Below are 22,553 nucleotides of genomic sequence, written 5' to 3'. Positions count from 1 at the left end.
GTGGGGTCAGCGGCGGTGGTCGGCGAGCACGCGCGGGTGAGCGGTCCGGTCGGCGCCGGTCCGGTTCGGCGCCGGTCCGGGTTGGGGGCCCAGCAGCGCGGCGAGCGCGTCCGGGTCGTGCGGGGGGAGCACCTCGCCGGTCGGCGGGGGCGGGCAGCCGTCCAGCAGGCCGGCCAGCGCGGCGACCGTGGGGGCCTCGAACACCGCTCGCGCGTCCAGCCGCGAGCCGAACTCCTCGTTGATCCGCCACACCAGGCGGGTGGCGAGCAGCGAGTGGCCGCCCAGCTCGAAGAACCCGTCGTCCACGCCGACCGCCGGCACGCCGAGCACCTCGGCGAACACCTCGGCCAGCGCGCGTTCGACGGGGGTCGGGGGCTCCCCGGAAGGCGCGGGTGGGGAAGAGGCGGGTGAGGGAGCGGCGGGTGAGGGAGCGGCGAGCGGCGCGACGGGTGCCCGTCGGCTCGGGGGCACCGCACCGGGCGCCGGGACCCCGTCGCCGAGCACGTCGACCCCGCCGAGCCGCACGTCCGGGTCCACCGCGTCGACGTCGACCTCGCCCAGCCGCACGTCCGGGTTCGCCGTGACGGCGTCGAGCACCCGGCCCAGCCGGTCGACCAGCGACCGGGCCGCGCCCTCGTCGAACAGGTCGGTCGAGAACTCCAGGTTCACCGTCATCCGCTCGTCCTCGACCACGGCCAGCGAGAGGTCGAACCTCGCCGTGCCCATCCACGCGCCCACCGGCTCCACCTCCAGCCCCGGCAGCGCGGTACCGGGCAGGGCCGGACCCTCCGCGCCGCTCGCGTTCTGGAGCACCAGCAGCACCTGGAACAGCGGGTGCCGGGACAGCGACCGGGGCGGGTTGAGCTCCCGGACGACGCGGTCGAAGGGCACGTCCTGGTGGGCGTAGGCGGCCAGGTCGGTGTCGCGGACCCGGGCCAGCAGCTCGCGGAACGTGGGGTCGCCGGAGGTGTCGGTGCGCAGCACGAGCGTGTTGACGAAGAAGCCGACCAGGTGGTCCAGGGCCTCGTCGGTGCGCCCGGCGACCAGCGAGCCGATCGGGAGGTCCGTGCCCGAGCCCAGCCGGGTGAGCAGGCCGGCCAGCGCGGCGTGCAGCACCATGAACACCGTGCTGCCGGTGGCGCCCGCCAGCGCGCGCACCGCGTCGCGCCGCCCGGGGCCGAACTCGGCCACCACCAGCCCGCCGCGTTCCGACCGGACCGCCGGTCGCGGCCGGGCGCCGGGCAGGTCCAGCTGCGCGGGGGCGCCCGCCAGGGTGTCGCGCCAGAACCGCAGCTGGGTGGCGACCACGCTGCCCGGGTCGTCCTCGGCGCCCAGCACCTCGCGCTCCCACAACGCGTAGTCGGCGTAGTGGACGGGCAGCGGCGCCCAGTCCGGCGCGGCACCGGCCTTCCGGGCCCCGTAGGCGCCGGCGAGGTCGCGCAGCAGCGCCCCCTTGGACCAGCCGTCGCTGGCGATGTGGTGCAGCACGAGCACCAGCACGTGCTCCACCGGCGAGACCACGAGCAGGTGGGCGCGCAGCGGCGCCTCCACCGCCAGGTCGAACACGTGCGCGGCCAGGGCCCGCACCTCGGCGTCCACCCGGTCCGGGGCCACCGGCGCGACGGTCAGGTCCGGCGCGGCGCCCAGCACCCGCTGGACCGGCTCGCCGGCCACCACGGGGAACACCGTGCGCAGCGGCTCGTGGCGGGCCACCACGTCGGCCAGGGCCGCCCGCAGCGCGGGCACGTCCACCCCGCCGCGCAGCCGCGCCGCCCAGGGCGAGTTGTGGGCCGCGCCCCCGTGCACCCGCTGGTGCGCCCACTGCCGCTGCTGCGCGTGCGACAGCGGCAGCGGTTCCGGCCGCGCCACCGGCCGCAGCGCGGGCCGGGCCCGCCCGGCGAGGGCCAGCCGGCCGGCGAGACCGCGCGGCGTGGGCTCGGTGAACAGGTCGCGGATGCCCAGTTCCACGCCCAGCGCCGCGCGCACCCGGCTGATGAGCCTGGTGGCCAGCAGCGAGTGGCCGCCCAGGGCGAAGAACCCGTCCTCCGGGCCCACCGGCGCGGGCAGCCCCAGCACCCGGGCGAACAGGCCGCACAGGATCTCCTCCTGCGGGGTCCGGGGCGTGCCGCCGGTCCCGGCCGCCGCGTAGTCCGGCGCGGGCAGCGCGGCCCGGTCCAGCTTCCCGTTGGGCGTGTACGGCAGCGCGTCCAGCACGACCACCGCCGCGGGCACCAGGTGCTCGGGCAGCCGCTCGGCCACGTGCTCCCGCACCTCGGCCGGGGACGCCCCGCCCACCACGTAGGCCACCAGCCGCCGGTCGCCCGGCCGGTCCTCGCGCACCAGGACCGCGGCGGAGGTCACCGCCGGGTGCGTCGCCACCGCGGCCCGCACCTCGGCCGGCTCCACCCGGAAACCACGCAGCTTCACCTGCTCGTCGACCCGGCCGACGTACTCCAGCACCCCGTCGGGCCGCAGCCGCACCAGGTCGCCGGTGCGGTACATCCGCTCACCGGACCGGAACGGGTCGGCCACGAACCGCTCGGCGGTCGCGCCGGGCGCGCCCAGGTAGCCCAGCGCCAGGCCGGCGCCCGCCAGGTGCAGCTCACCGATCCCGCCCGGCGGCACCGGTTCCAGCCGGGCGTCGAGCACGTAGCCGTGCTTGCCCGCCACCGGCCGGCCGATCGGCACCGAGCGGCCCCCCGGGTCCGCCGCGGTGATCTCGTGCGCGGTGCTGTAGCCCATGCTCTCGGCCGGGCCGTAGCCGTTGGTCAGCCGCACGTGCCCGAACCCGCGCAGCGCCCTGGCCGCGTGCGCCGCCGACGCGGGCTCACCGCCGGTCATGGCGCGCCGCACGGTCGCGAACACCTCGGGGTGGCGGTCCAGCACGTGGTTGAACAGGCTCGCCGACGCCTTGAACACGGTCACGCCGTGCGCCACCACCAGCCGGGCGATGACCTCCGGGTCCGGTGGGCCCGCCGGGTGCAGCACGCACGCGCCGCCGTTGAGCAGCGGCCCGAGCAGCTCGGTGGCGAACGCGTCCCACGACACCGGCGCGGCCTGCAACCACACCTGGCCCTCGCCGAACTCCGCGTAGTCCTGGCCGGTCAGCGTGGCCACCAGGGCGCGGTGCGGCGCGAGCACGCCCTTCGGCTCGCCCGTCGAGCCGGACGTGAACATGACCAGCGCCGGGTCGCGCGGGTCCACCGCCACCGCGGGGGCGTGGTCGGGACCGGGCACGCCCGGGTCGACCCACCGGGCGTCGACCCCGGCCAACGGCGTGCCGACCACCACGTCCACGCCCGCCCGCCGCACCGCGGCCCGCAGCCGCTCGGCCGGGAACGCGGTGTCCAGCACGGTGGCGCAGCCGCCGGCCTTGAGCACCCCGAGCAGCGCGGCGACCAGGGCCGGGCCCCGGTCCAGGTGCACCCCGACCACGGAACCGGGCCGCACCCCGCGCCCGATGAGGTGGTGGGCGATCCGGTTCGCCCACCCGTCGAGCCGGCCGTAGGTGGTCCGGCCGTCCCCGTGGACCAGCGCGGTGGCGTCGGGTGTGCGGGCGGCCCGCGCGGCGAACAGGTCGTGCACGCACCCCGGGACGGGGTCCTGGGCCGGCCTGGTCAGCTCGTCCCGCTCGTGCCGGTCCAGCAGCGGCAGGGAGCCGATCGGCGTGGCGGGGTCCTCCGCCGCCGCCGTGAGCAGCCGGACCAGGCGCCGACCGAACTCCGCGACGGTCTCGCGGTCGAACAGGTCGGCGGCGTAGTCCCAGTCCACCCGCAGGCCGCCCGCGGTCGGGCGCTCGCGGACGCCGAGCGTCATGTCGAACTTGACCCCGCCCGTGCCCAGCGGCAACGGCTCGACGCGCAGGCCGGGCAGCGCCGGGCCGCCACCGCCGTCGGGGACGTGCACGAGCATGATCTGGAACAGGGGGTGCCGGGAGAGCGACCGGGGCGGGTTGAGCTCCTCGACGACCCGTTCGAACGGCACGTCCTGGTGGGCGAAGGCGGTCAGGTCGGTGTCGCGGACCCGCGTGACCAGCTCGCGGAAGGTCGGGTCGCCGGAGGTGTCGGTGCGCAGCACCAGGGTGTTGACGAAGAAGCCGACCAGCTCCTCCAGGGCCTCGTCGGCGCGGCCGGCGGCGGCCGTGCCGAACGGCACGTCCGTCCCGCCGCCGTACCGGGTCAGCAGCGCCGCCACCGCCGCCTGCACCACCATGAACAGCGTCGACCCGGTCTCGGCGGCCAGGTCGAGCAGCGCCCGGTGCACCTCCGCCGGCACCTCCGCCGACACCGAGCCGCCCCGGTTCCCGAAGACCGCCGCCCGCGGCCGGTCCGCCGGGAAGCCCACCTCGTCGGGCAGCCCGGCCAGCGCGTGCGCCCAGTGCTCGACCTGCCGGGCGAACCGGCTGTCCGGGTCGTCCGGGTCGCCCAGCACGTCCTGCTGCCAGTAGGTGTAGTCGGCGTACTGCACGGGCAGCTCCGGCAGCCGCGGCGCGCGGCCGGCCAGCCGCGCGGCGTAGGCCGCGGCCAGGTCGCCGGTCAGCGGGCCCATCGAGCCGCCGTCGCCCGCGACGTGGTGCAGCACCACCAGCAGCACGTGGTCCTCGTCGGACACCTCGAACAGCCGCGCCAGGACCGGCGGGGCGGCGGTCAGGTCGAACACGTGCCGCGCCGCCCGGTCCAGCGCCCCGGGCAGGTCCCCCTCGGCCACCGCCACCACCGGCAGCTCGGGCACGTCGCGCCGGATGTCCTGGTGGGGCTCGCCGTCGACCTCCGGGTAGGCGGTGCGCAGCACCTCGTGCCGCTCCACCACGTCGGCCAGGGCGGCGCGCAGCGCGGGCACGTCCAGCGGGCCGCGCAGCCGCAGCGCCAGCGGGATGTTGTAGACCGGACCCGGCTCGGCCCGGCTGAGGAACCACAGCCGCCGCTGGGTGAACGACAGGGGGATCTTCGCGCTCACTGGACCTCCTCCAACCGGGCCCGGCGCCGCAGCGCGGGACGGGCCTGCTCCGCTCCGCCGAGGCACGACACCAGGGCGGCCGGGGTGCGGTTCTCGAACACGGACTTGATGGACAGCTCGGCCCCGAAGGCCGACCGCACCCGGCTGATCAACCGGGTCACCAGCAGCGAGTGCCCGCCGAGGACGAAGAAGTCGTCGTCCGCGCCGACCTCGCCGTCCAGGCCCAGCACCTCGGCGAACAACCCGCACATCACCTCTTCCCCGGGGGTGCGCGGCTTGCGGCCGGCGGGCCGGTCGAGGAGGTCCGGCCGCGGCAGCGCGGCGCGGTCGAGCTTGCCGTTCGGCTTGAGCGGCAACTGCTCCAGCAGCACGTAGGCGGAGGGCCGCAGGTGCTCCGGGAGCAGCTTCCCGGCGTGCGCCCGCAGCTCGGTCGGGTCCGGCGCACCGCCGGGTTCCGGCACGACGTAGGCGACGAGCCGTTTGTCCCCGGGTCGGTCCTCGCGGACGACGACGGCGCTGCGGCGCACCCCGGGATGGGTGTCGAGTGCGGCCTGGACCTCGGCGGGTTCGATGCGGAAGCCGCGGATCTTGACCTGGTCGTCGGCGCGGCCGACGAACTCCAGGGTTGCGTCGTTGCGCCACTTCACCAGGTCGCCCGTGCGGTACATGCGCTCGCCGGGCTCGAACGGGCAGGCCACGAAGCGTTCGGCGGTCAGGCCGGGTTCGCGCACGTAGCCGTGGGCGGAGCCGGTGCCGCTGACGTAGAGCTCGCCGACCACACCGGGGGCGACCGGTTCGAGCCGGTGGTCCAGGACGTAGGAGCGCTTGCCCGCCAGGGGAACGCCGATCGGCACGGTGGTGCCGGTGACGTCCTCGGGTCGCACCTGGTGGGTGCTGGTGAAGATCATGTGCTCGACGGGTCCGTAGGCGTGGACCAGGCGGACGTGCGGGTGGTCGCGCAGGAGCCGGGCCAGGTGCGCCGCGGACGCGGCCTCACCGCCGGTCATCACCTGCCGCAGGCGGGTGAACACCTCCGGGTGCTCGTCGAGCATGAAGTGGAACAGGCTGGTGGACAGGAACACCGTGGTGATGTCGTGCTCGGCCACCAGTCGGGCGATCCGCGTGGGCTCCGGCGTCCGGCCGGGTTGCAGGACGCAGATCCCTCCCGTGAACAGCGCGCCGAACAGCTCCATCGCGAAGGCGTCCCAGGGCATGGGCGCGCACTGCAACCAGACCTGGTCGGGGCCGAAGTCGACGAAGTCCTGTCCGGTCACGCTGCCCACCACGGCCCGGTGCGGGGCCACGACGCCCTTGGGGACGCCGGTGGAGCCGGAGGTGAACATCAGGAACGCCGTGTCCTCGGGCGTGACCGCGAGGTCCGGTGCGGTGGCCGGCCACGCCGCGACGCGGTCGGCGTCGGTGTCGAGCCGCAGCACGGGCGTGCCCGCCACCAGCCCGGCGAACTCGCCGGTGGTGACCACGAGCGGCGCGGCGATCCGCTCGACCAGGTCGGCCAGCCGGTCGGGCGGGGACGCGGTGTCGAGCAGGGTGTAGCCCGCGCCGGCCTTGAGCGCCGCCAGGAGCGCCACGACCAGGTCCGTGCTCCGGTCGAGCAGGACGCCGACGAGTGCGCCGGGTCGGATGCCCCGGTGGACGAGGTGGTGGGCGAGTCGGTTGGCGGCGGTGTCGAGTTCGGCGTAGGTGGTGCGGGTGTCCTCGAAGATGAGGGCGGTGGCGTTCGGGGTGGCGGCGGCCTGCGCGGCGACGACCTCGTGGACGCACCGCCCGTCGGACGTGCCCGGGGTCCCCGACGCGGCCCCGCCGGTGAACCGCTCCCGCTCGGCGGCGGTGAGCACGTCCACCCGGCTGATCCGGGTGTCCGGGTCGGCGGCGACCGAGGCCAGCACCCCGGCGAGCCGGTCCACCAGCGCGGCGGCCGTCTCGCGGTCGAACAGGTCGGTGGCGAACTCCAGGCCGCAGCCCAGGCCGGCCGGTGCGCCGGTCGCGTTGTGCTCCTCGGTCAGGGCGAAGGTGAGGTCGAACTTGGCGGTGCCGGTGGTGACCTGCTCGACCTCCAGCTCCAGCCCGGCCTGCCCGGTCCGCGCCGCGCTGTTGTTCTGGAGCACGAACATCACCTGGAACAGCGGGTGGCCGCCCGAGGCCCGTGCCGGGTTCAGGTCCTCGACGAGGCGGTCGAAGGGGAGGTCCTGGTGGTCGTAGGCGGCCAGGTCGGTGTCGCGGACGCGGGCGAGGAGTTCGGTGAAGGTGGGGTTGCCGCTGGTGTCGGTGCGGAGTACGAGGGTGTTGACGAAGAAGCCGACGAGGTGGTCCAGGGCTTCGTCGGTGCGTCCGGCGACGGGGGTGCCCAGGGGGATGTCGGTGCCCGCGCCCATCCTGGTCAGGAGGGTGGCCAGCGCCGCCTGGAGCACCATGAACAGCGTGACCCCGTTGGCGCGGGCCAACTCCAGCAGCGCCGAGTGCACGTCGGCCGGCACCGACCCCAGCACCACGTCCCCGTGCCCGTCGGACCTCGGCGGGCGCGGTCGGTCGGTGGGCAGCGGCGTCTCCTCCGGCAGGCCGGCCAGGGCCCGCCGCCAGAACTCCAGCTGAACGTCCTGGTCGTGGGCGAGCAGGTCGTGCTGCCACAGGGTGTAGTCGGCGTACTGGACGGGCAGCGGCGCCCAGTCGGGGGCGTGGCCGCCGAGGCGGGCGGTGTAGGCGGTGGTGAGGTCGTCGAGCAGGGGGTTCATCGACCAGCCGTCGGCGGCGATGTGGTGCAGCACCAGCAGGAGCACGTGCTCGTCGGGCGCCGTGCGCAGCAGGGTGGTCCGGATCGGGGACTCGGCGGTCAGGTCGAACACGTGCCGCCCGCCGGTCCGGACCAGCTCGTCGGCGCCCGCCCCGGTGACCTCGTGCACCGGCAGGTCCGGCGGCACGCTCCCGACCGGGAGGACGACCTGGTGGGGCACGCCGTTCACGGCCGGGTAGACCGTGCGCAGCGCCTCGTGCCGGTCCACGACGTCGGCCAGGGCGGCGCGCAGCGCGTCCACGTCCACCTCGCCGCGCAGGCGGACCGCGTGCGGCACGTTGTAGGTGGCGCCACCGCCCTGGACCTGGTCGAGGAACCAGAGGCGGGCCTGGGCGGGGGACAGCGGGATGTCGTCGGGTCGGTCGGCCGGTCGCAGGGGGGTGCGGGCGGCGCGGGCGGTGTCCAGGCGTTCGGCCAGGGCCGCGGGGGTGGGTGCGTCGAACAGGTCGCGGATGCCGATCTCGGCGCCGAGTGCGGTGCGGATGCGGCTGGTGAGCTTGGCGGCGAGGAGGGAGTGTCCGCCGAGGGTGAAGAAGTCGTCGTCGAGTCCGATGCGTGCTTCCGGGAGGTCGAGCACGGCGGCGAACAGGCTGATCAGGATCTCTTCGCGGGCGGTGCGGGCCGTTCGCCGTTCGCCGCCGCTCTCCTGGGTGGGTGCGGGGAGTGCGGAGCGGTCGAGCTTGCCGTTCGGCTTGAGCGGCAGGTGCTCCAGCAGCACGTAGGCGGCGGGCCGCAGGTGCTCGGGCAGGCGGTCGGCCGCGTGGGCGCGCAGCTCCGCGGTGTCGGGCGCGGTACCGGCCTCGGGGACGACGTAGGCGACGAGTCGCCTGTCCCCGGGCCGGTCCTCGCGGACGACGACGGCGGTGCGGCGGACCGCCGGGTGGGTGTCGAGGGCGGCCGCGACCTCGGCGGGTTCGATGCGGAAGCCGCGGATCTTGACCTGCTCGTCGGCGCGACCGATGAACTCCAGGGTGTGGTCGTTGCGCCACCTGACCAGGTCACCGGTGCGGTACATGCGCGCGCTCGACTCGAAGGGGCAGGCCACGAAGCGCTCCGCGGTGAGGCCGGGTTCGCCGGCGTAGCCGCGGGCCGAGCCGACACCGGCGACGTACAGCTCGCCGACCACACCGGGTGCGACGGGCTGGAGCCGGTCGTCGAGCACGTACGAGCGCTTGTGGGCCAGGGGGGTGCCGATCGGCACGGTGGTGCCGGTCGTGTCCTCGGGTCGCACCTGGTGGGTGCTGGTGTAGATCATGTGCTCCACCGGTCCGTAGGCGTGGACCAGGCGGACGTGCGGGAACTCGCGCAGGACGCGGGCCATGTGCGCCACCGAGACGGCCTCGCCGCCGGTCATGACCTGCCGGACCTGGCGGAAGACCTCGGGGTGCTCGTCGAGCACGAAGTTGAACAGGCTCGTGGACAGGAACACCGTGGTGATGCCGTGCCGGACCACCAGGTCGGCGATGCGCGCCGGCTCGGGCGTGCGCCCGGGTTGCAGGACGCAGACCCCGCCGGTGAACAGCGCGCCGAACAGCTCCATCGCGAAGGCGTCCCAGGGCATCGGGGCGCACTGCAACCACACCTGGTCGGGGCCGAAGTCGACGAAGTCCTGACCGGTGACGCTGCCCACGAGTGCCCGGTGCGGGGCCAGCACGCCCTTCGGGATGCCGGTCGAACCGGAGGTGAACATCAGGAACGCCGCGTCGTCGGGCGTGACCGCGACGTCCGGTGCGGTGCCCGGCGCGGTGGCGATGTCCTCGGCCCCGACGAGCACCGCGGGGGTGCCCGGCACCAGGCCGGCGAGGTCGTCGGCGGTGACCACGAGCGGGGCCTCGACCCGCGCCAGCAGGTCCGCGATCCGGCTCGCCGGGAAGGACGGGTCCAGCAGCGTGTAGCCCGCGCCGGCCTTGAGCACCGCGAGGAGGGCGACCACGAGGTCCGGGCCGCGCTCCAGCAGGACGCCGACGAGTGCGCCGGGTCGGATGCCGTGGTGGATGAGGTGGTGGGCGAGTCGGTTGGCGGCGGTGTCGAGTTCGGCGTAGGTGGTGCGGGTGTTCTCGAAGATGAGGGCGGTGGCGTCCGGGGTGGCGGCGGCCTGGTCCGCCACGATCCGGTGGATGACGCGCTCCTCCAGCGGGTGCTCGTGGGCCGGGGGAGAGCCGGCCGCGAGCCGGTCCCGCTCGGCGGCGGTGAGCACGTCCACCCGGCTGATCGGGGCGTCCGGGTCGGCGGTCACCGCGGCCAGGACCCGCACGAGGCGGTCGACCAGCGCGGTGGCGGTGTCGCGGTCGAACAGCGCCGTGGCGAACTCCAGCTCGCCGCCCAGCCCGGCGGGCGCGCCGGTCGCGTCGTGCTCCTCGGTCAGGGCGAAGGTGAGGTCGAACTTGGCGGTGCCGGTGGTGATCGGGCTGACCTCCAGGTCGAGGCCCGGCAGGGTCGCGGTGGCCGCGCTGTTGTTCTGGAGCACGGTCATGACCTGGAACAGCGGGTGCCTGGCCGGGCTGCGGGTGGGGTTGAGCTCCTCGACGAGGCGGTCGAAGGGGAGGTCCTGGTGGTCGTAGGCGGCCAGGTCGGTGTCGCGGACGCGGGCGAGGAGTTCGGTGAAGGTGGGGTTGCCGCTGGTGTCGGTGCGGAGTACGAGGGTGTTGACGAAGAAGCCGACGAGGTGGTCCAGGGCTTCGTCGGTGCGTCCGGCGACGGGGGTGCCCAGGGGGATGTCGGTGCCCGCGCCCATCCTGGTCAGGAGGGTGGCGAACGCCGCCTGGAGGGCCATGAACAGGGTCACGCCGTTGGTGCGGGCCAGGTCGAGCAAGGCCCGGTGGATCCCGGCGGGCACCGCGATCCCCACCAGGTCGCCGCGTCCGAGGGGCGCGCCGGGGCGCGGGCGGTCGGTGGGCAGCGGGACCTCGTCGGGCAGGCCGGCCAGGGTGCGCCGCCAGAAGTCGAGCTGCTCCGCGGCCCGGTCCCCGGCGAGCAGGTCCCGCTGCCACAGGCTGTAGTCGGCGTACTGGACGGGCAGCGGCGCCCAGTCGGGGGCCTGGCCGTCGAGGCGGGCGCGGTACGCGGTGGCCAGGTCGTCCAGGAGCGGGGTCATGGACCAGCCGTCACCGGCGATGTGGTGCAGCACGAGCACCAGGGCGTGGTCGTCCTCGGCCACCCGCAGCAGCTCCGCGCGCACCGGCAGGTCGGCGGTCAGGTCGAACGCCGTCCGCGCCGCCGTCCGCGCGATCCCGTCCACCTCGGCCTCGGTGACGTCCCGGGTCGGCACGGGGAGCAGCACGTCCGCCGCGGGGCGGACCACCTGCGCCGGTTCGCCGTCGACCGACGGGAACACCGTGCGCAGCGCCTCGTGCCGGTGCACCACGTCGGTCAGCGCGGCGCGCAGCGCGTCCGCGTCGAGCGTGCCGCGCAGGCGGATCGCGTGGGCGACGTTGTAGGCCGCGTTCGCGCCCTGCAACTGGTCGAGGAACCACAGCCGGCTCTGCGCCGGGGACAGCGGGATGTCGTCGGGTCGGTCGGCCGGTCGCAGGGGGGTGCGGGCGGCGCGGGCGGTGTCGAGCCTGGTGCTCAGCGCGGCGGGGGTGGGTGCGTCGAACAGGTCGCGGATGCCGATCTCGGCGCCGAGTGCGGTGCGGATGCGGCTGGTGAGCTTGGCGGCGAGCAGTGAGTGTCCGCCGAGGGTGAAGAAGTCGTCGTCGAGTCCGATGCGTGCCTCGGGGAGGTCGAGCACGGCGGCGAACAGGCTGATCAGGATCTCTTCGCGGGCGGTGCGGGCGGTGCGGGCGGTGCGCCGGTGGCCGCCGTCCTCTTGGGTGGGTGCGGGGAGTGCGGCGCGGTCGAGCTTGCCGTTCGGCTTGAGCGGCAGGCGTTCCAGCAGCACGTGCGCCGTGGGCCGCAGGTGGATCGGCAGCACGGCGGCCGCGTGCGCGGTGAGGGCCGCCGCGTCCACGGTCGCCCCGCTCTCGGGGACGACGTAGGCGACGAGCCGTTTGTCCCCGGGTCGGTCCTCGCGGACGACGACGGCGCTGCGGCGCACCCCGGGATGGGTGTCGAGTGCGGCCTGGACCTCGGCGGGTTCGATGCGGAAGCCGCGGATCTTGACCTGGTCGTCGGCGCGGCCGACGAACTCCAGGGTTGCGTCGCCGCGCCACTTCACCAGGTCGCCCGTGCGGTACATCCGGGCGCTCGACTCGAACGGGCAGGCCACGAAGCGTTCGGCGGTCAGGCCGGGCTCCCCGAGGTAGCCGTGCGCGGAGCCGATCCCGCTGACGTACAGCTCGCCCACCGCGCCGGGCGCGGTCAGCCGCAGCCGCTCGTCCAGGACGTAGGAGCGCTTGTGCGCCAGCGGGATGCCCACGGGCACGGTCGTCGCGCCGGCGGTGACGTCCTCGGGCCGCACCTGGTGGCAGCTGGTGTAGATCATGTGCTCGACGGGTCCGTAGGCGTGGACCAGGCGGACGTGCGGGAACTCGCGCAGCACCCGGGCCATGTGCGCCACGGACACCGCTTCGCCGCCGGTCATGACCTGCCGGACCTGCCGGAAGACCTCGGGGTGCTCGTCGAGGATGAAGTTGAACAGGCTGGTGGACAGGAACACGGTCGTGATGCCGTGTTCGACGACCAGCCGGGCGATCCGGGCCGGCTCGGGCGTGGGACCGGGTTGCAGGACGCAGACCCCGCCGGTGAACAGCGCGCCGAACAGCTCCATCGCGAAGGCGTCCCAGGGCATGGGCGCGCACTGCAACCAGACCTGGTCGGGGCCGAAGTCGACGAAGTCCTGTCCGGTGACGCTGCCGACCACGGCCCGGTGCGGGGCCACGACGCCCTTGGGCACGCCGGTGGAGCCGGAGGTGAACATCAGGCAGGCGGCGTCGTCGGGGGTGACGTCCACGGCGGGCGCGGTGCCGGGCATCGCCGCGACGCGGTCGGCGCCGACGAGCACCGCCGGGGCGCCCGGCACCAGGTCGGCGAGGTGCTCGGCGGTGACCACGAGCGGCGCGGCGGTGCGCGTCAGCAGGTCCGCGAGCCGGTTCGGCGGGAAGCCGGGGTCGAGCAGGGTGTAGCCCGCGCCGGCCTTGAGCGCCGCCAGGAGCGCCACGACCAGGTCCGGACCCCGGTCGAGCAGGATGCCGACGAGTGCGCCGGGTCGGATGCCGTGGTGGATGAGGTGGTGGGCGAGTCGGTTGGCGGCGGTGTCGAGTTCGGCGTAGGTGGTGCGGGTGTTCTCGAAGATGAGGGCGGTGGCGTCCGGGGTGGCGGCGGCCTGGTCCGCCACGATCCGGTGGATGACGCGCTCGTCGGCCACCCGCGCGGGGCCGCTCACCGAACCGCCCGCGAGCCGGTCCCGCTCGGCGGCGGTGAGCACGTCCACCCGGCTGAGGGGGGTGGCGGGGTCGGCGGTGACGGTGGTCAGGACCGCGGTGAGCCGGTCGACCAGCGCGGTGGCGGTGTCGCGGTCGAACAGCGCCGTGGCGAACTCCAGGTCGCCGGCCAGGCCGGCGGGCGCGCCGGCCGCGTCGTGCCGCTCGGCCACGCTGAAGGTGAGGTCGAACTTGGCGGTGCCGGTGGTGATCGGGCTGACCTCCAGCTCCACCCCCGGCAGGGACGCGCTGGTGTCGGCGTTGTTCTGCACCACGAACGCGACCTGGAACAGCGGGTGCTTGGCGGGGTCGCGCACCGGGTTCAGGTCCTCGACGAGGCGGTCGAAGGGGAGGTCCTGGTGGTCGTAGGCGGCCAGGTCGGTGTCCCGGACGCGGGCCAGCAGTTCGGTGAAGGTCGGGTCGCCGCCGGTGTCGGTGCGCAGCACCAGGGTGTTGACGAAGAACCCGACCAGCTGGTCCAGCGCCTCGTCGGTGCGGCCGGCGACCGGGGTGCCCAGCGGGATGTCGGTGCCCGCGCCCATCCTGGTGAGCAGGGTCGCCAGTGCCGCCTGGAGCACCATGAACAGCGTGACCCCGTTGGCGCGGGCCAGCTCCAGCAGCGCGGCGTGCAGCTCCGCGTCCAGCCTGATCCCGACCAGCTCGCCGTGCCCGTCGGACCTCGGCGGGCGCGGGCGGTCGGTCGGCAGCGGCACCTCGTCGGGCAGGCCGGCCAGGGTCCGCCGCCAGAAGTCGAGCTGGTCGTGGGTGAGCAGGTCGCGCTGCCACAGGGTGTAGTCGGCGTACTGGACCGGGAGCGGCGCCCAGTCCGGCGCGGTCCCGCCCAGGCGGGCGGTGTAGGCGGTGGCCAGGTCGTCGAGCAGGGGGTTCATCGACCAGCCGTCACCGGCGATGTGGTGCAGCACCAGCACCAGGACGTGCTCGTCCCCGGCCACCCGCACCAGGCTCGCGCGCACCGGTGGTTCGGCGGTCAGGTCGAAGGTGTGCCGGGCGCCGGCCCGGACCAGCTCGTCGGCGGCCGACCCGGTGGCCTCGTGCACCGGCAGCTCCGGCACGGCGTCGCCGACCGGGAGGACGACCTGCCGGGGCTCGCCGTTCACCGCTGGGTAGACCGTGCGCAGCGCCTCGTGCCGGTCCACGACGTCGGCCAGGGCGGCGCGCAGCGCGTCCACGTCGAGCGTGCCGCGCAGGCGGATCGCGTGGGCGACGTTGTAGGCCGCGTTCGCGCCCTGGAGCTGGTCGAGGAACCACAGCCGGGCCTGGGCCGGTGACAGCGGCACCTCGTCCGGCCGGGACGCCGGGACCAGCGCGGGACGGGTGGCCGCCCGGCGGTCCAGGCGGGTGCTCAGCGCGGCCGGGGTGGGCGCGTCGAACAGGTCGCGGATGCCGATCTCCGCGTCCAGGGCGGTGCGCAGGCGGCTGATGAGCTTGGCGGCGAGCAGGGAGTGACCGCCGAGGGCGAAGAAGTCGTCGTCGGCGCCGATCCGGTCCTCCGGCAGGTCCAGCACGTCGGCGAACAGGCCGACCACGATCTCCTCGCGGGTGGTGCGCGGTGCGCGCCGCTCCGCCGCGACCACCTGCGGCGCGGGCAGGGCGGCGCGGTCGAGCTTGCCGTTCGGGTTGAGCGGCAGGTGCTCCAGCAGCACGTGGGCGGCGGGCCGCAGGTGCTGGGGCAGCAGGGCCGCGGCGTGGGCGCCGAGGGCCGCCGGCGTCAGACCGGCACCGGCCTCGGGGACGACGTAGGCGACGAGCCGTTTGTCCCCGGGTCGGTCCTCGCGGACGACGACGGCGCTGCGCCGTACCCCCGGGTGGGTGTCGAGCGTGGCCTGGACCTCGGCGGGTTCGATGCGGAAGCCGCGGATCTTGACCTGGTCGTCGGCGCGGCCGACGAACTCCAGGGTTGCGTCGTTGCGCCACTTCACCAGGTCGCCCGTGCGGTACATCCGGGCGCCGGGCTCGAACGGGCAGGCCACGAACCGCTCCGCGGTCAGGCCGGGTTCGCGCACGTAGCCGTGGGCGGAGCCGGTGCCGCTGACGTAGAGCTCGCCGACCACACCGGGGGCGACCGGTTCGAGCCGGTGGTCCAGGACGTAGGAGCGCTTGCCCGCCAACGGGGTGCCGATCGGCACCGTGTGGCCGGCGGTGTCCTCCGCCCGGACGTCGTGGGTGCTGGTGAAGATCATGTGCTCGACCGGGCCGTAGGCGTGGACCAGCCGCGCGTGCGGGTGGTCGCGCAGGACCCGGGCCACGTGCGCAGCCGACACGGCCTCGCCGCCGGTCATCACGTGGCGCAGCCGGTCGAAGACCCCGGGGTGCTCGTCGAGCATGAAGTTGAACAGGCTGGTGGACAGGAACACGGTCGTGACGCCGTGCTCGGGGACCAGCCGGGCGATCCGGGCCGGCTCCGGGACCGAGCCGGGTTGCAGCACGCACACCGCGCCGGACAGCAGCGCGCCGAACAGCTCCAGCGCGAACCCGTCCCACGGCAGCGGCGCGCACTGCAACCACACCTGGTCGGGCGCGGGGTCCAGGTAGTCCTGGCCGACGAGGGTCCGCACGATCGAGCGGTGCGGGGCCAGCACGCCCTTGGGCTTGCCGGTGGAGCCGGAGGTGAAGATGACGCACGCGGGCGAGGCGGGGTCGACGACCACCCCGGGCGCGTCGGCGGGCAGGCCACCGAGGTCCGCGCCGAGGTCGACGAACCGCACGGGCGGCGGCGAGTCGGCCGCGCCGAGGTGCTCCGCCCCGGCCGCGTCGGTGATCACGGCCACCGCGTCGGCGGCGCGCAGGACGGCGGCCAGCCGGTCGGGCGGGGACGCGGTGTCGAGCAGGGTGTAGCCCGCGCCGGCCTTGAGCGCCGCCAGGAGCGCCACGACCAGGTCCGTGCTCCGGTCGAGCAGGATGCCGACGAGTGCGCCGGGTCGGATGCCGTGGTGGATGAGGTGGTGGGCGAGTCGGTTGGCGGCGGTGTCGAGTTCGGCGTAGGTCAGGCGGGTGTCCTCGAAGACCACGGCGGTGGCGTCGGGGCGCTCCGCCGCCCGCGCCGCGATCACCTCGTGGACGCAGCGCTCGTCGACCACCCGCGCGGGGTCGACCACCGGACCGCCCGCGAGCCGCTCCCGCTCGGCGGCGGTGAGCACGTCCACCCGGCTGATCCGGGTGTCCGGGTCGGCGGTGACGGTGGTCAGGACGGCGGTGAGCCGGTCGACCAGCCCGGCGGCGGTGTCGTGGTCGAACAGGGTGGTGGCGAACTCCAGGTCGCCGGTCAGCCCGGCGGGCGCGCCGGCCGCGTCGTGCCGCTCGGCCACGCTCAGGGTCAGGTCGAACTTGGCGGTGCCGGTGGTGACCGGGGCGACCTCCACCGCCAGGCCGGGCAGCTCGGGCCGCGCGTCCGCGTTGTTCTGCACCACGAACGCGACCTGGAACAGCGGGTGCTTCGCCTGGTCGCGCACCGGGTTCAGCTCCTCCACCAGCCGGTCGAAGGGCAGGTCCTGGTGGTCGAAGGCGGCGAGGTCGAACTCCCGGACCCGGGCCAGCAGCTCGCGGAAGGTGGGGTCGCCGGAGGTGTCGGTGCGGAGTACGAGGGTGTTGACGAAGAAGCCGACGAGGTGGTCCAGGGCTTCGTCGGTGCGTCCGGCCACCGGGGTGCCCAGCGGGATGTCGGTGCCCGCGCCCATCCTGGTCAGGAGGGTCGCGAACGCCGCCTGCACCACCATGAACAGCGTGGACCCGTTGTCGCGGGCCAGTTCCAGCAGCGCGGCGTGCAGCTCCGGGCCCAGGGCGATCTCCACCCGGTCACCGGGACCGGCCTCGGCGGACCGCGGTCGGTCGGTGGGCAGCGGCGCCTCCTCGGGCAGCCCGGCCAGGGCTCGCCGCCAGAAGTCGAGCTGGTCGTCCTGGACCTGGTCGAGCAGCTCGCGCTGCCACAGCGCGTAGTCGGCGTACTGGACGGGCAGCGGTGTCCGGTCCGGAGCGGTGCCGCCGTCGAGCCGGGCCCGGTAGGCGGTGGTGAGGTCGTCGAGCAGGGGGTTCATGGACCAGCCGTCGGCGGCGATGTGGTGCAGCACCAGCAGGAGCACGTGCTCGTCGGGCGAGATCCGCAGCAGGCTCGCGCGCACCGGGGGCTCGGCGGTCAGGTCGAAGGCGTGCCGGGCGCCCGCCCGCACCGCCGCGTCCACACCGGACGGTCCGACCTCCAGCACCGGCAGCCCGACGTCGTGGGCCGGCCGCACGACCTGCCGCGGCACGCCGTCCACCGCGGGGAACACCGTGCGCAGCGCCTCGTGCCGGTCCACCACGTCGGCCAGGGCGGCGCGCAGCGCGTCCGCGTCCAGCTCGCCGCGCAACCGCACGGTGTGGGCGACGTTGTAGGTGGCGCCGGGTCCGCTCAACTGGTCGAGGAACCAGAGGCGGGCCTGGGCGGGGGACAGCGGGATGTCGTCGGGTCGGTCGGCCGGTCGCAGGGGGGTGCGGGCGGCGCGGGCGGTGTCGAGGCGTTCGGCCAGGGCCGCGGGGGTGGGCGCGTCGAACAGGTCGCGCACCCCGATCTCGGCGTTCAGCGCGCCCCGGACGCGGCCGATCAGCCTGGCCGCCAGCAGCGAGTGCCCGCCGAGGTCGAAGAAGGCGTCGTCCAGGCCGACGGCGTCCTCCGCCAGCCCCAGCACGTCGGCGAACAGGCCGACCACGAGCTGCTCGCGCACCGTGCGCGGCCGGCGGCGGCCCTCGACGGCCACGGCGGCGCCCGGCGCGGGCAGCGCCTTGCGGTCCAGCTTGCCGTTGGGGGTCAGCGGGAGGGCGTCGAGCAGCACGTAGGCGCCGGGCCGCAGGTGCTCGGGCAGCAGCGCGACCGCGTGGGCGCGCAGCGCCGCCACGTCGAGCCCGGTGCCCGGCTCCGGCACGACGTAGCCGACCAGCCGCTTGTCGCCGGGCCGGTCCTCGCGCACCACGACCGCCGCCTGCCGGACGTCCGGGTGCCGCTCCACCGCGGTGCGGACCTCGGCCGGCTCGACCCGGAAACCGCGGATCTTGACCTGGTCGTCGACGCGGCCGAGGAAGTCCAGGCCGCCGTCGGCGCGCCACCTCACCAGGTCGCCGGTGCGGTACATGCGCGTGCCCGGCTCGAAGGGGTTGGCCACGAACCGCTCGGCGGTCGCGCCGGGCGCGCCGAGGTAGCCGTGCGCCAGGCCGCCGGTCATGTACGCCTCGCCGGGCACGCCCACGGGCACCGGGTTCAGCCGCCGGTCGAGCACGTAGACGCGCTTGCCCGCGATCGGCGCGCCGACCGGCACGGTGGCCAGGGCGGTGTCGGCGGAGGTGATCCGCCGGCACAGCGTGAAGATCATGTTCTCGACCGGCGAGTAGCCGTTGACCAGCCGCAGGCCGGGGTGGCGCGCCAGCAGCTCCCGCACGTGCGCCACGGAGGCGGGCTCGCCGCCGGTCATCAGCTGCCGCACGCCCCGCAGCGCGGCGGGCTGCTCGTCGACGAGGTGGTTGAGCAGGCTCGCGGACAGGTGCGCGGTGGTCACACCCCGCTCGACCAGCAGGCGCGCGATTCCGGCGGGATCGGTGACGTGGCCGGGTTGCAGCACGCAGGTCGCGCCGTGCAGCAGCGGGCCGAACAGCTCCAGGGCGAAGGCGTCCCAGGAGACCGGCGAGCACTGGAGCCACACCTCGCCGGGGGCGAAGTCCACGTAGTCCTGACCGGTCAGCGTGGCCACCAGCCCCTGGTGGGTGCCCAGGACGCCCTTGGGCTCGCCGGTGGAGCCGGAGGTGAACATCACGCACGCCACGTCCGCGGGGTCCACGGCGACGTCGGGCGCGGTCCCCGGGTGCGCGGCGCCCGCCCGGGGGTCGACCGCGGTGACGCCGGGCAGTGCCGGCCCCCGGTCGCACACCACGTGCCGCAGGCCCGCCGACCGGGCCACGGCGGTCAGCCGCTCGACCGGGAACCTCGGGTCCAGGGCGGTGTAGGCGGCACCGGTCTTGAGCACCGCCAGCACCGCCACCACCAGGTCGACGTCGCGGTCCAGCAGCACGCCCACCACGTCGCCGGGGAGCACCCCGAGGGCGACCAGGTGGCGCGCCAGCCGGTTCGCGGCGGCGTCGAGCCCGGCGTAGTCGACCCGGGTCGTGCCGGACACCAGGGCCACGGCGCCGGGCGTGCGGCGCGCCTGCTCGGCGACCAGCTCGTGCGCGCAGCGGGGGGTGGCGTCGGGCCCGCCGTTCCATGTCACCAGGAGGCGCTCGCGCTCCTCGGCGTCGAGCAGCTCCACGGCGGTGATCGGCGTGCCGGGGTCGGCGGCGACCGCCGCGAGCAGTCGGGCCAGGGAGGTGGCGAACCGCTCCGCGGTGGCGCGGTCGAACAGGTCCGTCGCGTACTTGACCGCGCCGGTGATCCCGTCGGCGGTCTCGGTGACGTCGATCGTCAGGTCGAACTTGGCCACGTCCAGGTCCACGACCCGGTGCTCGGTGCGCAGGCCCGGGAACCCCGCCTCGACGGGAGGGGTGTTCTGGAGCACCAGCATGACCTGGAACAGCGGGTGGCGGGACAGCGAGCGGGCCGGGTTGAGCTCCTCCACCAGGCGGTCGAAGGGGAGGTCCTGGTGGTCGTAGGCGGCCAGGTCGGTGTCGCGGACCCGGGCGAGGAGCTCGGCGAAGGTCGGGTCTCCGCTGGTGTCGGTGCGGAGCACGAGGGTGTTGACGAAGAAGCCGACCAGCTCGTCCAGGGCCTCGTCCGACCGCCCGGCCACCGGGCTGCCGATCGCCAGGTCCGTGCCCGCGCCCAACCGGGTGAGCAGGGCGGCCACGCCGGCGTGCAGCACCATGAACAGCGTGGTGCCGGTGCGCCCGGCCAGTTCGCGCAGCTCCCGGCGCAGCCCGGCGCCCAGCTCCAGCGGCACGACGCCGCCGTGCGCGCCGCGCGTCGCGGAGCGCGGCCGGTCGGCGGGCGGGGTGGACTCCTCGGGCAGCCCGGCCAGCGCCCCGCGCCAGTACCGCGACTGCGCGTCGAGCGCGTGGTCCAGCGCGGCGCGCTCCCACAGCGCGTAGTCCGCGTACTGCACGGGGAGCGGCGCCCAGCCGGGGGCGTGGCCGTCGAGGCGGGCGCGGTAGGCGGTGGCGAGGTCGCGCAGCAGCGGCGCGGTGGACCAGCCGTCGCCCGCGATGTGGTGCAGCACCAGCAGCAGGACGTGGTCGTCGGCCGCGAGCCGCAGCAGGTGGGCGCGCAGCGGCGGTTCGTCGGCCAGCGCGAAGGGGACCGAGGCCAGCTCGTGCACGAGCGGCGCCAGGCCCTCCTCGGTGGTCTCGTGGGTGCGCCAGGCGGGGGTGACGGCCTCCAGCACCCGCTGCGCGGGTTCGCCGGCCACGACCGGGAACACCGTGCGCAGCGCCTCGTGCCGGTCCACCACGTCGGTCAGCGCCGCGCGCAGCGCGTCGGGCCGCAGGTCGCCGCGCAGCCGCAGGGTCACCGGGACCGCGTAGGTGGCGCCGCCCTCGACCTGGTCGAGGAACCACAGCCGGGACTGGGCGAAGGACAGGGGCAGCACGTCGGGCCGCCGCGCCGGCACCAGCGGGGGACGGGCGGCGGCGGCCGAGCCGAGCGCGGCGGCCAGCGCCCGGGGCGTGCGGAGGGTGAACACGTCGGCGACGCGCAGCTCCACCCCGAGCGCGGCGCGCACCCGGCTGGCGAGGGTGGCGACCAGCAGCGAGTGGCCGCCCAGGTCCAGGAAGTCGTCCTCGGCGCCCACCGAAGGCAGGCCCAGCACGTCGGCGAACAGCCCGCACAGCGCCTCCTCGCGGGCGGTGCGCGGCGCACTGTCCGAAGTGGACCTGAAGGTCGGCGCGGGCAGCGCCCTGCGGTCCAGCTTGCCGGTGGCGGTCAGCGGCAGCGCGTCCAGCACCACCACGGCGGAGGGCACCAGGTGCTCGGGCAGCAGCCCGGCCACGTGCGCCCGCACGTCGGCCGGCTCCGCGTTCCCCACCACGTAGCCCACCAGGCGCTTGTCGCCGGGCCGGTCCTCGCGCACCACGACCGCCGCCTGCCGCACCAGGGGGTGCGCGGTCAGCGCGGCCTGCACCTCGGCGGGCTCCACCCGGAAACCGCGGATCTTGACCTGGTCGTCGGCGCGGCCCAGGAACTCCACCGCGCCGTCCTCGCGCACCCGCCCCAGGTCGCCGGTGCGGTACATGCGCTCGCCGGGGTGCGCCGGGTCCGCGACGAACCGCTGGGCGGTCAGCGCCGGCTGCCCCAGGTAGCCGTGGGCCAGGCCGGTGCCGCCCATGTAGATCTCGCCGGTCTCCCCGTCGGGCACCGGCCGCAGGTCGGGACCGAGCACCACGGCCCGCTTGCCCGCCAGCGGCCTGCCCACCGGGACCGACGGCCTGCGGGCGTCCTCGGGCCGGATGTCGTGGCACAGCGTGAAGATCATGTTCTCCACGGGGGAGTAGCCGTTGACCAGCCGCAGCCCGGGGTGCCGGTCGAGCAGCCGCGCGACGTGGTGGGTCGAGGCGGCCTCGCCGCCGGTCATCAGCACGCGCAGCCCGGCGAACGCCTCCGGGTGCTCGTCGACCAGGAAGTTCAGCAGGCTCGCGGAGACGTGCGCGGTGGTCACCCGGTGCTCGACCAGCAGCCGGGCGATGACGGCGGGCTCGGGCGCCTCGCCGGGCTGGAGCACGCACGTGCCGCCGTGCAGCAGCGCGCCGAACAGCTCCAGGGCGAAGGCGTCCCAGGAGACCGGCGAGCACTGGAGCCACACCTCGTCGGCGGCGAAGCGGGCGTAGTCCTGCCCGGACAGCGTGCCGACCAGGGCCCGGTGCGGGGCCACGACGCCCTTGGGCTCGCCGGTGGAGCCGGAGGTGAACATGACGCACGCGACGTCCTCGGGCGACACCGCCACACCCGGTGCGCCGGTCGGTGCGGCGAGGTGCCCGGAGGTGGTCGGGGCGGTGGTTGCCGGGTCGGTGCTGGTCGGGTCGGTGCTGGTCGGGTCGGTGCTGGTCGGGCCGGCGGTGGTCGGGTCGGCGGTGGTGAAACGGGTGAAGGGCCCGTCGTCCTCGCACACCACCACCCGGACACCGGCCCGCTCGCACACCGCGGTCAGCCGCGCGGCGGGGAAGCGCGGGTCGAGCACCGTGTACGCGCCACCCGCCTTGAGCACCGCGAGGACCGCGACGACCAGCTCCACCCCGCGCGGCAGGCACACACCCACGACGTCACCGGGCCGCGTGCCCAGGCCGAGCAGGTGGTGGGCCAGCCGGTCGGCGCGGGCGTCCAGCTCGGCGTAGGTCACCCGCTCGGTCCCGCTGATCAGCGCGGTCGCGCCGGGGGTCAGCCCGGCCTGCCGGGCGAACAGCTCGTGCGTGCCCGGCAGGGCCACGTCGTTCGGGTGTGTGGTGGTCACCGCAACCAGCTC

General features: G+C 75.5%; 2 protein-coding genes. Both read right to left on the bottom strand.

Features of this window, described 5'->3' with window-relative positions; genetic code table 11:
• Positions 1-6 precede the first annotated feature (6 nt).
• A complete protein-coding gene (locus tag Q5530_RS00460) occupies positions 7-4,956 on the bottom strand; it encodes an amino acid adenylation domain-containing protein (protein WP_415359898.1) in 4,950 nt (1,649 codons plus the stop codon).
• Positions 4,953-22,541 (bottom strand): non-ribosomal peptide synthase/polyketide synthase, encoded by a 17,589-nt coding sequence (locus tag Q5530_RS00455; protein WP_415359896.1) that lies wholly within the window; start codon positions 22,539-22,541, stop codon positions 4,953-4,955. The genes Q5530_RS00460 and Q5530_RS00455 overlap by 4 nt, the downstream gene beginning before the upstream one ends.
• Positions 22,542-22,553 lie beyond the last annotated feature (12 nt).

This window comes from Saccharothrix sp. BKS2, from assembly GCF_047689505.1.
GTDB lineage: Bacteria > Actinomycetota > Actinomycetes > Mycobacteriales > Pseudonocardiaceae > Actinosynnema > Actinosynnema lopnurensis.
This window is presented reverse-complemented; position numbering and strand designations above follow the sequence as displayed.